General features: G+C 66.0%; 12 protein-coding genes. 5 read left to right on the plus strand and 7 right to left on the minus strand.

Annotated elements, in window-relative coordinates:
* Positions 1-22 precede the first annotated feature (22 nt).
* A complete protein-coding gene (locus DOM33_RS06200) occupies positions 23-949 on the plus strand; it encodes an ion transporter (protein WP_110666790.1) in 927 nt (308 codons plus the stop codon).
* Positions 950-1075: 126 nt separating this feature from the next.
* Here DOM33_RS06200 and DOM33_RS06205 read toward each other — a convergent pair whose 3' ends face one another.
* On the minus strand, positions 1076-1696 hold the full coding sequence (locus DOM33_RS06205; RefSeq protein WP_110666792.1) for an L-threonylcarbamoyladenylate synthase: 621 nt from the start codon (positions 1694-1696) through the stop codon (positions 1076-1078).
* Positions 1697-1768: 72 nt separating this feature from the next.
* On the minus strand, positions 1769-2728 hold the full coding sequence (locus tag DOM33_RS06210; RefSeq protein WP_110667585.1) for a PHP domain-containing protein: 960 nt from the start codon (positions 2726-2728) through the stop codon (positions 1769-1771).
* A gap of 129 nt (positions 2729-2857) precedes the next feature.
* On the opposite strand from DOM33_RS06210, the gene DOM33_RS06215 reads away from it, so the two are divergent.
* The 3 genes from DOM33_RS06215 (at position 2858) to mnmC (ending at position 5884) form a co-directional block, all read left to right on the plus strand.
* Positions 2858-3409: a septation protein A gene (locus DOM33_RS06215; protein WP_110666794.1), complete on the plus strand. Its 552-nt coding sequence runs from the start codon at positions 2858-2860 to the stop codon at positions 3407-3409.
* Positions 3409-3708 carry a YciI family protein gene (locus tag DOM33_RS06220; protein WP_110666796.1) on the plus strand — a complete coding sequence of 100 codons (300 nt, stop codon included), beginning with the start codon at positions 3409-3411 and terminating at the stop codon, positions 3706-3708. The genes DOM33_RS06215 and DOM33_RS06220 overlap by 1 nt, the downstream gene beginning before the upstream one ends.
* Positions 3709-3871: 163 nt before the next feature.
* Entirely contained in the window at positions 3872-5884 is a 2013-nt protein-coding gene (gene mnmC / locus DOM33_RS06225; protein ID WP_110666798.1) for a bifunctional tRNA (5-methylaminomethyl-2-thiouridine)(34)-methyltransferase MnmC2/FAD-dependent 5-carboxymethylaminomethyl-2-thiouridine(34) oxidoreductase MnmC1, read from the plus strand.
* A 13-nt stretch (positions 5885-5897) separates the two neighbouring features.
* On the opposite strand, the gene DOM33_RS06230 is transcribed toward mnmC, so the two are convergent.
* Together DOM33_RS06230 and DOM33_RS06235 are read right to left on the minus strand one after the other, a co-directional pair.
* A complete protein-coding gene (locus tag DOM33_RS06230) occupies positions 5898-6605 on the minus strand; it encodes a response regulator (protein WP_110667587.1) in 708 nt (235 codons plus the stop codon).
* A 53-nt stretch (positions 6606-6658) separates the two neighbouring features.
* Positions 6659-8254 (minus strand): ATP-binding protein, encoded by a 1596-nt coding sequence (locus DOM33_RS06235; RefSeq protein ID WP_110666800.1) that lies wholly within the window; start codon positions 8252-8254, stop codon positions 6659-6661.
* Positions 8255-8604: 350 nt separating this feature from the next.
* Between DOM33_RS06235 and DOM33_RS06240 the strand changes: the two genes are divergently transcribed.
* On the plus strand, positions 8605-9918 hold the full coding sequence (locus tag DOM33_RS06240) for a 2-hydroxycarboxylate transporter family protein (protein ID WP_110666802.1): 1314 nt from the start codon (positions 8605-8607) through the stop codon (positions 9916-9918).
* Between the two features lie 126 nt (positions 9919-10044).
* Here the strand turns inward: DOM33_RS06240 and DOM33_RS06245 are convergent, their stop codons facing one another.
* The 3 genes from DOM33_RS06245 to zipA all read right to left on the minus strand — a co-directional run bounded on the left by DOM33_RS06245 (position 10045) and on the right by zipA (position 13987).
* On the minus strand, positions 10045-10326 hold the full coding sequence (locus DOM33_RS06245; RefSeq protein ID WP_110666804.1) for a YheU family protein: 282 nt from the start codon (positions 10324-10326) through the stop codon (positions 10045-10047).
* A gap of 1 nt (position 10327) precedes the next feature.
* Entirely contained in the window at positions 10328-12370 is a 2043-nt protein-coding gene (ligA, locus tag DOM33_RS06250; RefSeq protein WP_110666806.1) for an NAD-dependent DNA ligase LigA, read from the minus strand.
* Positions 12371-12760: 390 nt separating this feature from the next.
* Entirely contained in the window at positions 12761-13987 is a 1227-nt protein-coding gene (gene zipA / locus DOM33_RS06255) for a cell division protein ZipA (protein WP_110666808.1), read from the minus strand.
* Positions 13988-14122 lie beyond the last annotated feature (135 nt).

The raw sequence follows: 14122 nt of genomic DNA on the forward strand, positions 1-14122 counted from the left end.
CAGCCAGCGAGTTGAGCCAGCCATGCAATCCGGGGAATCAGGTTTTCGTAAAAAGGTCTTTCAAGTCATCTTCGAGTCGGACACCCCGCTCGCCAAGGGCTTCGACATCGCGCTGATTAGCCTGATCCTGCTGAGCGTGATCGTCGTCTTCATCGACAGCGTACCCCACCTGCACGCGCGCTATGGGGAATGGTTCTACCTCGCAGAGTGGTGCTTCACGCTCGCCTTCACCCTCGAACTGGCGCTGCGCCTCTACTGTCTTGAACGTCCGATGCGCTACCTCAAGAGCTTCTACGGCGTTCTCGATCTGCTCGCGATTCTGCCGACCTGGCTGGGGCTCATCCTGCCGGGCGCCCAGTCGCTGCTGGTGCTGCGCGTACTCAGGGTGCTGCGGGTCTTTCGCGTGCTGCGACTGATGGAGTTCGTCGGCGAGGGTCGGCTTCTCATACAGGCGCTCAGACGCAGTCAGCGCAAGGTGCTGCTGTTTCTGATCACGGTACTGCTGATCATCACCATTTTCGGCGCGCTGATCTACATGATCGAGCCGGCGGAAGCCGGCTTCACCAGCATGCCGCGCTCGATGTACTGGGCAATCGTCACGCTGACCACCGTGGGCTACGGCGATATCGCGCCCATTACCCCGGTGGGTCAGTTCATCTCCGCGCTGATGATGATCCTCGGCTACTCGATCCTTGCCGTGCCCACCGGCGTCTTCTCCGCCGAAGTGATTCGCTCGATCCGCGAGGATCGCTATTCCGAAGAGGCCTGCCCCGGGTGCGGTCATGAAGGTCACGAACAGGACGCCAAGTACTGCCGCTTCTGCGGCACCTGGCTCGACGAGGAGACGGCCGATCCGCAGGCGCCGGAGGCCGAAAAGGCCGCCGAGGACGATACCGATGACAACAGCGCGACAGCGGGTGATTCGAAAGAGAGCGGGTCGACCGGCTAACGAAGGAGGAGCAAAGGGCGGTGGGAGCCGATTCGCGCCGCGGGCGGCGAGAGCGAACCCCGCACGGCCTGGGCACCGTGCGGCAGGCAAGCGGCAGCGCAGTCGCACCGCCGCCGGGAAGACGGTTCAGAGAAACGGGGCGGTATCGCCTCGGCCCTCGCGAACGATGGTCGGCGGCGTCTCGCGCAGATCGACCACGGTGGTGGGTTCGAGGTGGCAGGCGCCGCCATCGATGATCAGATCCAGATGCGCACCGTAGCGATCACGAATCTCTTCGGCGTCGGTCATCGGCAGCGCCTCCCCGACCGGAATCAGCGTCACGCTCATCAGCGGCTCGCCGAGGGCATCCAGCAGCGCATGGGTGATGTTGTGATCCGGCACGCGCACGCCGATCGAGCGGCGTTTGGGGTGCAGCAGCAGCCGGGGCACTTCGTTGGTGGCGTTGAGAATGAAGGTGTACGCCCCCGGCGTATGCGACTTCAGCAGGCGAAAGACGCTGTTGTCGACCTTGGCGTAGGTGCCGATCTCGGAGAGATCCGAGCAGACGAGGGTGAAGTTGTGGCGATCGTCGAGCTCGCGCAGCCACTTGATCTTCTCCACGGCCTTCTTTTCGCCGAGACGACAACCCAGCGCATAGCCGGAGTCGGTGGGATAGGCGACGACGCCCCCCTTCTGCAGGATCGTGATCGCCTGATCGATCAGCCGCTTCTGCGGGTTCTGGGCGTGAATCTGGAAAAACTGTGTCATGTTGGCCTCCTGAAGCGAGACGTTCGCTCGTCGATGGGCGGCGCGGCGTCGATCGACTGGCGCCGTCCTTCTTCAGAGCGTAACAGATGGGCTGCTCGCGCCCGCGGCGAATTCGGCCAGTGCCGGATGCCGCCACACCGGCACGACGTGGGATCGCGGCGCCGGGCTGACGGTACCGGGCGCCAGTGCGCCACCGGGATAGTGGAAGTCGCTGCCGAGCGACCCGTAGAGGCCGTGGTGGTGGAGCTGACGCGCCAGATCGAAGGTGGACCCCGGGTTCTGGTAGCCGCTGACGAGTTCCGCCGCCTCGCCGCCAGCGGCGATGAAGGCTTCGATCAGCAGATCGCGCTTGCGCCGGGTCATGCCGTAGCGCAGCGGGTGCGCGATGACGGCGACGCCGCCGCTTTCGCGAATCCAGCCGACCACGGTCTCGAGCGTCGGCCAGTGCATCTTGACGTCGCCCCGCTTGCCGGCGCCCAGATAGCGCTTGAACGCCGCTGCCCGATCCGGCACCAGCCCGGCGGTCACCAGCGCCGCGGCGAAATCGGGTCGGCCCAGCGGGCGCTCGCTTCCCGCTTCGTGACGCGCACGTGCCAGGCCGTCGTCGAGCCCGATCTTCTCCAGACGGTGGGCGATCTCCCGGCTGCGCGCCTCACGGGCATTCGTCAGCACGTCGAGTCCCGCCTGGAAACCGTCCGAGGCGCCGGCCGGCAGCAGCGCCACGATATGGACTCCCTGCCCCCGCCACTGACACGAGAGTTCCGCCGCCGGCATCAAGCCGAGCCCGAGGGTCGCGGCGCGAGCCTGCGCCTCGGCGACCCCGTCGAGGGTGTCGTGATCGCTCAACGCCATGTGGCGAATGCCGCGGGCATGACACAGATCCACCAGTTCGGTCGGCGTCAGGGCACCGTCGGAGGCGCGAGAGTGCATGTGCAGATCCACGCCGGTCGCGGCGTCGAGCGTGTCGGCGAGCGGCGGGCGTGAGCGGTCGTCGCCGCAAGCGGCGGGGTCGAGCGAGGTTTCGATGGGCATGCGCATGACGCCGCATGGCGTCTTTGTCAGAATAGGCCGCTCATGGTGAGGGTCGCGGCAGACCCGGTCAATCGACACCCCGTCGACACCACCCCCGCCTCTCGCAAGTTCCTCCAGAGCGCCGTGCCAATGAAGCTGCTGTTCGACTTTCTCCCGATCGCGATTTTCTTCGCGGTCTATCACTTCACCGGCGACATCATCGCCGCGACGCTCGTGCTGATACCAGCGACGCTCGCTCAGCTCGCCATCACCTGGTGGCGCCAGCGGCGCATCGAGAAGACGCTGCTGGTGACGTCGATCATCGTCCTCGCCTCGGCGGGGGCGACCGTGGCCTTCCACGACCCGGCCTTCATCCAGTGGAAGCCGACCGTGGTCAACGCCGCCTTCGGTGTCGCCTTTCTGCTGTCGCCGCTGTTCGGCGGACTCACCCTCACCCAGCGCATGATGGGCAAGGCGGTCACGCTCCCCGCCGCTGCCTGGCGCCGGCTGAATCTCGCCTGGGTCGCCTTCTTCTTTGCCATGGCCGCGCTCAACGTCTACGTCTTCACCCACTACAGCGAAGCCACCTGGGTCGACTTCAAGCTGTTCGGCATGCTGGGGCTGACGCTATTGTTCGTGGTGGGTCAGGCGCTGTTCCTGGCCCGGCATATTTCCCGTTCACCCACCGAGGAGAAACGCTGATGCTGTACGCCATCATGAGCCAGGACGTCGACGACAGTCTCGCCAAGCGCCAGTCGGCCCGCCCCGAGCACCTGGCGAGACTCGAACGCCTGCGCGACGAAGCGCGTCTGGTACTCGCCGGGCCCCTGCCGGCCACCGACAGCAGTGATCCCGGCGAAGCCGGCTTCACCGGCAGCCTGGTCGTCGCCGAGTTCGACTCCCTCGAGGCCGCGAAGGCGTGGGCCGACGCCGACCCCTACGTGGCCGCCGGCGTCTACGCCGACGTCGTCGTCAAGCCGTTCAAGCACGTCCTGCCGTGACCGTCGGCCGGCACGCCGCCCGGCGTGCCGGTCACCCTTCGAGGTTTTACACAGTGGCTGTGGATAACGCTGTTGAGATCCCGCGGACGTCTCGTCGAGCCGCCGATATCGCGCCGACTGGCGCCGATTGATCAATTTTTGAACCCTTGCGAGACGCCGCTGCATGTCCGACTCCCCTTCTTCCTCCACCGCTCCCGGTGATGCCGCCTCGGCCTTGCGTATCGAACCCGCCGAGCTCGAGTGGCGACGCGACGCGGCGGATCGCGAAGCGCCCTTCTCTGCACGCTACGACGATGTCTACTTCTCCCGCGAGGATGGCCGCGAAGAGAGCCGTTTCGTCTTTCTCGCCCACAATCGACTGGCCGAGCGCCTGGCCGCCTGGCCGTCGTCTCGCGCCTTCGTCGTCGGCGAGACGGGCTTCGGCAGCGGTCTCAACATGCTGCTCGCCTGGGAGTGTTTTGATCGTCACGCGCCGGCCAGCGCGCGCCTGCACCTGATCTCGACCGAGAAACATCCGATGGGCCGCGATTCGCTCGCCCGCATCTGGCAGAGCTGGCCGGACCTCGCCGCGCGCGCACAAACGCTCATCGCCCAGTGGCCGCACGCCGTCGCCGGCATCCATCGGCTGCGACTCGACGCGCGGGTCACGCTGGATCTGCACATCGGTGACGCCGCCGAATCTCTCGCCGCGCTCGACGGCCAGGTGGATGCCTGGTTTCTGGACGGCTTCGCGCCCGCCAAGAACCCGGACATGTGGCACGCAGGACTCTTTCGCGCGATGGCGGCGGCAAGCCACGGAGAGACCACCTTCGCCACCTTCACCTGTGCCGGCTTCGTGCGGCGCGGCTTGGCGGACGCCGGCTTTCGCTGGCGCAAGGTGCCGGGGTTCGGTCGCAAGCGTGAGATGCTCTGCGGCGAGCTCGCGACACAACCCGCGGATGACGCTCGCCGCGACACGCCATGGTTCTCGCCACCGCCGCTTCGTTCCGCCGAGCACGTCGCGGTGATCGGTGCCGGCATCGCCGGTGCCAGCGTTGCCGAGGCCCTGACCCGGCGAGGCAGTCGGGTCACGCTGGTCGACCCCGGCGGTATCGCCGGCGGCGCCTCCGGCAATCCGCAGGCCGCGCTCTACGTCAAGCTCGCTGCCGAGCCCAACCGGCAGAGCCTTTTCTATCTCGCCGCGCTGCAGCACGCTCATCGCCTGCTGGCGACGCTCGATCCCGAGCGCACGCTCTGGTCCGACTGCGGACTGCTGGCGCTCGCCTCCGACGAACGCGAACAGCGCCGCCAGCGCCGATTCCTGGATCACTACGGCCTGCCCGCGAACCTCGTCGACGCCTGCCCCGCCGAACGGGCGACGGCGCTTTCGGGGCTTGCGCAACGGATGGACGCGCTGCACTACGCCGATGCCGGCTGGGTCGATCCCGCCGCGCTCTGCCGGCGTCTCATCGCGCGATCGGGCGCCACGCTGCGCCAGGCCGCGCTGAAAACACTTCGCGAGACCGAGGCAGGATGGCAGCTCGTTTTCGACAACGACTCGCTCGACGACGGCCCGCTTATCGTCGATCAGGTGGTATTCGCTGCCGGCGCGGCGAGTACCGCCTGGCTCGAGGGGATTCCGCTGCAGTCGATCCGCGGCCAGGTGTCGATGCTCGAAGACGACGCGCTGCCGGCGCTCGAACGCGTCCTCTGCGCCGAGGGATACGTGCTACCGCCGCGCAATGGCAGGCTCACTTTCGGGGCGACGTTTCACCCCAACGACGCGGATACGACGGTTCGCGACACGGATCACCGGCGCAATCTGACCGAGCTCTCGCGCACCGCCCCGGCGCTGGGGGAGATCGATCCCGGACGCCTCACGGGGCGGGCATCGGTCCGCGCGGCAAGTCCGGACAAGACGCCCTACGCCGGACCGGTGCCGATCGCGGCGCGCTGGCGCGCGGACTACGGCGATCTCGGCAAGGATGCTCGTCGACGTTTCACGACGCCGGGCGCGCACTATCCGGGGCTCTGGATCAGCGCGGCGCACGGCTCGCGGGGCATGGTGAGCGCCCCGCTCTGCGCCGAGCTGGTCGCCTCGCGCATTCACGGTGAGCCGCTGCCGCTGCCGCGAGCGCTCGTCGATCATCTGCACCCCGGACGTCGGCTGATCAGTGATCTGATTCGCGGCCAGTGACGACGCTCAGCGGCTAGCTGCCGAGACGGGTCAGCGCGTGCAGGTCGAGGCAGCGGTAGGTGAAGGAGGGGCGGCCGATCTGACCGTAGTGGAAGGACTCCTCGAGCAGACCTCGATCCACCAGGTGCTTGAGATACTTGCGCACCGACACCCGCGACATGCCGCTCTCCTCGCTCAGGATCTCGGTGGTGAAGACATCGCCGGCATGGGCGACGGCGGCCCGCGCCACCTGCGCCAGCGAGTTCTGCGTCAGTCCCTTGGGCAGTTCGCCAGGCCGCGAGGGGGCGACGGTATCGCGCCGGAACAGCGCATCGACGTCGCGCTGATGCGCCCGCGCCGGCAACCCGGACAGGCGTCGGTGAGTCTCCAGACACTGGCTGAGCGCCTCGCGAAAGCGGGCGAAATCGAACGGCTTGACCAGATAGTCGGCGACTCCGAGATGTTTGGCCTCGCGTACCGTCTCCGTTTCGGAGGCGGCAGTGATCAGCACGATCTGCACGTCGCGGGCCTGACGTCGCAGCTCGCGGACCAGGGTCAGTCCGTTCTGGTCTCGCAGGTAGACGTCGAGCAGCAGCAGATCCACCGCTTCATTGGCGAGCAGGTCGCGCGCGGTCGGCAGATCCTCGCACTGGGCGACGAGACTCATCCCGTCGATGCGATTGAGAAACTCGACGTTGAGCCGCATCACCATCGGGTCGTCTTCTACCACCAGTACGCGCATGCTCGCCTCGCTTGTCTGCTTCGGTTGATCGATGATCCGTATCACCGAGTCGGTCACGTTACCGGGTCGGTCACCTGGCTCACGGCGACGGCGTAGGGCAGCGTCACCTCGACCAGCGTGCCACGCCCCGGCGCCGAGTAGAGCGCGAGCGTACCGCCGCGGGATTCGACGTGATTCTTGACCATCGCCAGGCCGAAGCCGCGCCCCTCGCCCTTGGTGGAACTGCCCTGCTCCAGCGCGCGGCCACACTGCTCGGGGCTCATGCCGGCACCGCTGTCGGCGACGTGCAGCGAGAGCGCGCCCGCGTCGAGCCCGAGGGTGAGCGTGACGCAGCGTGTCTCTCGCTCGGCCAACGCCTCGAAGGCGTTCTCCACCAGATTGCCGATGATCGTCACCAGCAGGTGACACACCTCCTCTTCCTCGGCCGCGGGCAGGGTCGTCTCGAGCTCGATCTCGAGCGTGATGCGCCGCTCCCGCGCCTCGCTTCCCTTGGCGAGCAGGAACCCGGCGAGCACCGGGTCGCGCACCTTGGCGACCCGCGCCGCGGCGGGGGCGATCAGCGTGTCGTCGAGTTCGCGCAGGTAGCGCTCGAGCCGACCGAGATCGCGCAGCTGGACCAGACCCAGAATGACGTGAAGCCGGTTCTTGAACTCGTGCGTGGAGGCGCGCAGCGCTTGCGCGTAGCGGCTGACACCGGTCAGTTCCTCGGCCAGGCGATTGACCTCGCTGCGGTCACGAAGCGTCACCACGCTGCCGCCGCCCTCGCTGGCGACGTCGCGGATCGCCATGCGGTTGACGATCAGCGCCCGGCCGTTGAGCGTCAATCGGCGGTCCAGCGCGAGCGGATCGCCGGCGAACAGGGTCTCGAGCGTCTCCGGCGGAATCGCCCGCTCGGCCTCGACGCCGAGCAGCTCCCGCGCCGCGGGGTTGATCAGCGTGAGCTCGCCGTCGGCGTTCACCGCCAGCACGCCTTCGTGCAGCGATGCCATGAGCGCCTGACGCTCCTGCACCCACTGCGAAATCTGGTGCGGTTCGAAGCCGAGCAGGACTCGCTTGATGTAGCGGGAGAGCCAGCCGGCGCCGAGGGCGCCGACGAGCATCAGCAGGATGACGCCCAGCAGCCCGCCCTGACGCTTTTCGGCGAGCACCAAGCCGACCCGATTCAGCGTGACGCCGGTGGAGACCGCGCCGAGCACCGCGCCGTTGGTCGTGCGCACCGGGGCGAACCCGCGAATGCTGACGCCGAGCGTACCCGGCGCCCGCGACACGTAGGTCTCGCCGGCGAGCGCCGGGCCCTCGTCACCGCCGCGAAAATGCCGCCCGACCTCGTCGGGATCGGGGTGCGTCAGGCGCAGGTGGTCGCGATCCAACACGGTGATGAAATCGATCCCGAGGGACTCGCGAAGCGTCTCGATGTCGCGACGCAGCGGCGAGTTTGGGTCGCGGACGATGGGCCGCGCCGCTAGCGCCTCGCGCACGTCGCCCCGGGTGGCGATCACGCTCGCCAGCCCCTGGACCCGTTCTGCCTGGGCTCGCTCGACGCTCTCGGCGAGCTGGTAGTCGAAAAGCAGAAACGCCGTGCCCAGCGTCAGCACGATCATGCTGGCGACGAGCAGGAATATCTGGGCGCTCAGACGTAGACGTTTCATGAATCCTGGAAATCGGTCGCGGGGCACGAAAAGTGAACGCAGGATACCGCGCCGGACTGACAGCGGCTAACGCCCGCGATCGGAGATGTCGCCGACGTTTCGCTTGCCAGGCTTACCCGACACTCGCCAGGCGCGGAGCGAGCCCCGGCTGGCGCGTATTTAGACCAACGTGGTATTCCGCCACTCGGGGCTTTATGCCGCGACACAGTGGGCTGGTTTCAATAGTTTCGAAAGACTTAATTAAGTTCGGAAAATTTGGCTGGTGCGGCACGCCTTTTATCCTTGCGGCCAAGCGTATCAACGATCTTTCGTCCACCGCCCTTCGGGCGCTCACCTTCGGGGAGCCAACCATGACTGTATCCGAGTCGCACAGCGCGCACGCTGACCCGGCCGAACGACGCCACTGGCTGTCGACGCCGATCTTCGGCATTCCCTTTCCCCTGTTCGCGATCGCGACCGCCGTTCTCATCCTGTCGATGGCGACTGACACCTTGCCCACCGGCATGATCGGCGCCCTGCTGGTCATGATGCTGTTCGGCGAGCTGCTCGGGTTCATCGGCGACCGCCTGCCCATCGTCAAGACCTATCTCGGCGGCGGGGCGATCCTTGCGATCTTCGGCTCGGCCGCCCTCGTCTATCTCGACTGGCTGCCGACGGGGGTGGTCGACAACGTCACCACCTTCATGAAGGGCGGCGGTTTTCTGAACTTCTACATCGCCGCGCTGATCACCGGCAGCATCCTGGGCATGGACTCCAAGGTGCTGGTCAAGGTGGGGTCGCGCTACGCCCTGCCGCTGGTGTGTGCGGTTCTGTTCGCCGCGCTGTTTGCGGTCGCGGTGGGCTACGTGATGGGCTTCTCGCCCCAAGATGCGGTCGTCGTCATCACGCTGCCGATCCTCGGCGGCGGCATGGGCGCCGGCGCGGTCCCCATGAGCCAGATCTACGAGCAGCTGCTGGGTCAGCCGGCGAGCTACTACATCTCGATCCTGGTGCCGGCGCTGGCGCTGGGCAACGTCTTTGCGATCATCATCGCCGGACTGCTCAACGGTCTCGGCAACCGCATGCCGAAACTCACCGGCAACGGCCAGATGATGCCGGGCGTGGAGATCGAGGAGCGCGAGAGCACGTTCGATCTCTCCAAGCTGGGCATCGGCGTGGTCGCCGCACTCACCTTCTTCGTCGGCGGCGAGATTTTGGGTGGCTTCATTCCGCTGCACCCCTACGCGCTGATGATCATCCTGGTCGCCCTGCTCAAGATCACCGACGTGGTGCCGGAGTCGATCAACGAAGCGGCGTCGCAGTGGTTTCAGTTCGTCGCCAAGAACTGGACCTTCGCCCTGCTCTTCGGCATCGGCATCGCCTACACCGATCTGGGCCAGGTGATCGATGCGATCTCGATCACCTACGTGATGATCGTCTTCGCAGTGGTCGCGGGGGCTGCTTTCGGCGCGGGCCTGGTGGGCAAGCTGGTCGGCTTCTACCCGATCGAATCCGCCATTACCGCCGGGCTCTGCATGGCGAACATGGGCGGTACCGGCGACGTCGCGGTGCTGTCGGCGGCGAAGCGCATGCAGCTGATGCCGTTCGCCCAGATCTCTTCGCGACTCGGCGGTGCGCTGATTCTGCTGATTTCGAGCATTCTGGTACCGCTGTTCTTCACCTGAAGTTCGCGCCTCTCCCGGGGCCGCTCTTGCGAGAGCGCGCCTCGACGCAAAACGGCGCCCCCGNNCGGGGGCGCCGTTTTTTATCGCCGATGCGTCATGCCACAGATGCGGAACGACGCGTAGGCGTCAGGAGAAAGGGCCGTCGCCCTCCTCCTCGTCGTCGCCGATCTGGCGGCCGAAACTCTGCCACTGGGCGAGCGTCATCACTTCGGTGGTCTCGGTCTGCAGATCGTGAACTACCAGCAGCTCGCCGCGCTCCAACTGACGACGGAGATCGCGCACCCAGTCGTGCATGTCAGTGGTGACGTCGGTGGTGTCGTAGCCCTGGCGGGTAACGAAGGTTTGCAGTAGCGCGTCCAGGGTTTCAGCGGGCAGCATGGTGTGCGGTACGTCGACGAAGCGGCTCATGTCAGGACTCCCATTCGGCGAGACGGGCGACGAAGGTCGCCTCGTCGATGACCTCGACGCCGAGCGACTCGGCCTTGTCGAGCTTGCTGCCGGCACCCGGCCCGGCGACGACGGTCGCGGTCTTCTTGGAGACGGACCCGGCGACCTTGGCGCCAAGCGCCTGAAGGCGCGCCTTGCCTTCGTCCCGGGTCATCTCCTCCAGCGTGCCGGTGAGCACCCAGGTTTCCCCCGCCAGCGGTTGAGGACGGGATTCAATCTCGATCTCGTCCCAGGTCACGCCGACGTCGATCAGATCGTCGAGCGTCTCCCGGTTGTGCGCCTGGCGAAAGAAGGTGTGAACGTGGCGCGCCACCACCGGGCCCACGTCGTTGACCGCTTCCAGCGCTTCCAGCTCGGCGCGGCGCAGCGCCTCCAGCGTGCCGAAGTGCTGCGCCAGACCGGCGGCGGTCGCCTCGCCCACTTCACGGATACCGATGGCGTAGATAAAGCGCGCAAGCGTGGTCCGCTTGGCCGTCTCCAGCGCATTGACCAGATTGCCCGCCGACTTCTGCGCCAGTCGCGGCAGCTCGGCGAGGCGCTCGGCTTCCAGCCGGAAGAGGTCCGCGGGGGTCTGCACCCAGTCGCGCTCCACCAGCAGATCGATGAGCTTTTCCCCGAGTCCGTCGATGTCCAGCGCGCGGCGGCTGGCGAAGTGCTTGAGCGCCTCCTTGCGCTGAGCCGGGCAGTAGAGCCCGCCGGCGCAGCGCGCGGCGACTTCGTTCTCCAGGCGCTCAACGGCGGAACCGCAGACCGGGCAGGCCTCGGGCAGTTCGATGCTACGCGTCTGCTCGGGGCGCTGTGCCGTGACCACACCGACGATCTGCGGAATGACGTCGCCGGCGCGACGCACGATGACGGTGTCACCGATACGCACGCCGAGTCGCGCGATCTCGTCCATGTTGTGAAGCGAGGCGTTGGAGACGGTGACGCCGGCGACCTGAACGGGGGCGAGCTTGGCGACCGGCGTCAGCGTTCCCACCCGGCCGACCTGAAAATCGACGTCGTTGAGCGTGGTGGTCTGCTCCTGAGCGGGATACTTGAGCGCGATCGCCCAGCGGGGCGCGCGCGAGACGAAGCCAAGCTCGCGCTGATCGCGCAGGCTATCGACCTTGATCACCGCGCCGTCGATGTCGTAATCCAGCGTCTCGCGCTGCTCCCCCAGCCCCCGGCAGAAATCGATGACGCCTTCGGCGCCTTTCACAACGTCGAGCAGCGGGCTGGTTCGGAACCCCCAGGATTGTAGCCACTTCATCTGCTGACTGTGTGAAGCGGCATCGATCTTGGTGATACTTTCGCTTCCGCGAGAGACCCACTGATAAGCGCAGAACTCGAGCGGACGTTCGGCCGCTATCTTGGAGTCGAGCTGGCGGACACTACCGGCGGCGGCGTTGCGCGGATTGGCAAAGACCTTCCCACCGCTCACCCTTGCGCGCTCATTCAACGCCTCGAAGCCGGAATGGCTCATGTAAACCTCACCGCGAACTTCGAAGAGGTCGGGGTACTCGCCCCCTCTGACTTTCAAGGGGATCGAGCGAAGCGTTTTGAGGTTCGACGTAATGTCTTCGCCCGTCTGGCCATCGCCGCGGGTTACACCGCGCACCAGTCGCCCTCTCTCGTAGATCAGCGAGACGGCTAGGCCGTCGAGTTTGGGCTCGCAGCAGAATTCCAGCGTTTCGGCATCACGTTCCAATCTAATCGCAGTGCGCTGAATGAACTCATGCAACTCGGACTCGTTGAGCGCGTTATTGAGCGACAGCATGGGGACGGCATGTGCCACCTCCTCGAAACGCTCGGCAGGGGCGGCACCGACGCGCTGCGTCGGCGAGTCCGGCGTCACGAGGTCGGGATAGTCGGCCTCGAGCTGCTGCAGTTCGCGCAGCAGCGTGTCGTACTCGGCATCGGTGAGACGGGGCTCGTCTTCGACATAGTAGTGGTAGTTGGCATCGTCCAACTGGCGGTGCAGCGTCTCCGCCCGCTGGCGGGTCGCTTCGGGAATCTGACTCATGGCATTCGATTCGATCGCGTGAAAGAAAGGTCCGCGGTGTCGCGAAGGGAAGTGACTGATGGGCAGCGATTGTAGCGGATGCCGACCGTACCGCCGATGTGAAAGTGTCATCGGTTCAAGCGGCGTCACGATTGCCCTCAACGTGCGCGAGTAGAGACGTTCGAACGCTAGAGCGCCCGGGCAGACACACGCCGATCAACCAGGCGCGTTGCAACGATAGAGAGGGAACAAGTGTCTAGTGCCTGCTGCGCGAGACACCGGTGGATCAGAGGCTAAAGCCGTCGTTCCTGCTACTGCCAGCGCAGACGACAACGGGGCCCGAAGGCCCCGTCATTTTTCCGTGCTCGGATCACCCGCTACCGAACGTTCGGTTCGCGCCCCGTCGAAGCATCAGTTCGCCTGATAGCGATGCAGCCGATGCCGACGCTCGAAGTCCTGCACTCGCTGGCGCGCGAACTCGATGGTCTGCGCGGTCATGACGCTGTGATTCTCGTCCTTGAGTTCGCCGCCCAGATTGCGCACCAGCACCATGGCCGTCTCGAGCATCGCCTCGAACGCGACCGAGGTGTCGTGGGCGCCGGGCAGCGGCATCAAGAAGCTCACGCCGGGTGTGACGATCTCGTCCATCCGGTCCAGGTCGAAGACGCCGGGCTTGAGCACGTTCACCATGGAGAACTGAAGTTCGCTATCGCTCTCTTCCGTCTCGAAACGGTGAAAGATGCCCATTTCGCTGAATCGCAGTCCGCACGCCAGCATAAGCTTGAGCAGCGTGGTGCCGTCGAAGCCTTCCTCGTTACGCGCCAGAACGCTGATGACGATGATCTCTTCGGCATCCGCCAGCGTCTCACGCGCACGCGCTGCGTTGACGTGATGACGCTTAGCCCGCTCGACCACCGGGTGCGGTGTCACCACTTCATGGCGTGCCGGCGATGCCTCGGCGACGTGCATGTCGGCAGACTCGTCCCGCTCGGTGGCGTCTGTCGCTGACGTTTCTCGCGGCAGTCGGTCCGGGTCGAGATCCATTGGCGTGAGCGTTTCGATTCTCAGCCGCTCTGCCTGCGTGGGCCGAGCGTCACGCTCGTAATCAGCGTCGCGACTCTCGGCTTCGAGACCGGTAAGCCGGGGCTCTTCGTGAACGGTCTCGTCGGAGTCGATATCGTCGCGCTTGTGGCCGAGACGAGAGGCGGATTCGCTGACGCGCTTGGCACCGGCACGGACCGCGCTCTTCACATTGGCCTGCATGCTGGCAAACGAGGAGCGCGAGCGACGATCGAGAATACTGCTCTGGAGCGCTTCGTCGGGAATTCGCTCCTGACGCTTGGGCTCGGTCGGCCGAATCGGCTCCATGGTGTCCTGGCTACGCTCGAAGGTCGCCGGGCGCACGACACGGGCGCCGCCATTGGGCAGTTCCCAATTGACTTCCTGCTCACGGGCCTGCTCTTCCGGATCCTGCTGCGCGCCGGTGTCGACATCGCCCGCATCGGACTCACTGGCTTCAGCGGTCGCGCGGTCGAGTCGCGGTACACGACGTTGGCGCTGGAGGCGGCGAAAGCCATCGATCACGATGGTTGCTACCAAAACCAGCCCCAGGATGATGAGCCACTCTCTTAGTTCCATGGGTCGTCTTGCCTGTTCGCGATGCCGCTATGCCGAGGAAAGAAATGCATGCGGGTGCATGCTGGCCTAAGCATAGCGTGATTTATCCGAAGCGGGCCATATTTTTCGTTGTCAAGAAATGTTTTGCCCGCCTGC

The organism is Salinicola halophilus (genome assembly GCF_003206155.1).
In the GTDB taxonomy this organism is placed as follows: Bacteria; Pseudomonadota; Gammaproteobacteria; order Pseudomonadales; family Halomonadaceae; genus Salinicola; species Salinicola halophilus.

Bases quoted from the DNA above. Each gene is read 5' to 3' on its own strand.
- DOM33_RS06235 (WP_110666800.1), bottom strand. From the start codon at position 8,254: ATGAAACGTCTACGTCTGAGCGCCCAGATATTCCTGCTCGTCGCCAGC.
- DOM33_RS06200 (WP_110666790.1), top strand. From the start codon at position 23: ATGCAATCCGGGGAATCAGGTTTTCGTAAAAAGGTCTTTCAAGTCATC.
- DOM33_RS06205 (WP_110666792.1), bottom strand. From the start codon at position 1,696: ATGACACAGTTTTTCCAGATTCACGCCCAGAACCCGCAGAAGCGGCTG.
- DOM33_RS06220 (WP_110666796.1), top strand. From the start codon at position 3,409: ATGCTGTACGCCATCATGAGCCAGGACGTCGACGACAGTCTCGCCAAG.
- mnmC (WP_110666798.1), top strand. From the start codon at position 3,872: ATGTCCGACTCCCCTTCTTCCTCCACCGCTCCCGGTGATGCCGCCTCG.
- DOM33_RS06245 (WP_110666804.1), bottom strand. From the start codon at position 10,326: ATGAGCCGCTTCGTCGACGTACCGCACACCATGCTGCCCGCTGAAACC.
- ligA (WP_110666806.1), bottom strand. From the start codon at position 12,370: ATGAGTCAGATTCCCGAAGCGACCCGCCAGCGGGCGGAGACGCTGCAC.
- DOM33_RS06215 (WP_110666794.1), top strand. From the start codon at position 2,858: ATGAAGCTGCTGTTCGACTTTCTCCCGATCGCGATTTTCTTCGCGGTC.
- DOM33_RS06230 (WP_110667587.1), bottom strand. From the start codon at position 6,605: ATGCGCGTACTGGTGGTAGAAGACGACCCGATGGTGATGCGGCTCAAC.
- DOM33_RS06240 (WP_110666802.1), top strand. From the start codon at position 8,605: ATGACTGTATCCGAGTCGCACAGCGCGCACGCTGACCCGGCCGAACGA.
- zipA (WP_110666808.1), bottom strand. From the start codon at position 13,987: ATGGAACTAAGAGAGTGGCTCATCATCCTGGGGCTGGTTTTGGTAGCA.
- DOM33_RS06210 (WP_110667585.1), bottom strand. From the start codon at position 2,728: ATGCCCATCGAAACCTCGCTCGACCCCGCCGCTTGCGGCGACGACCGC.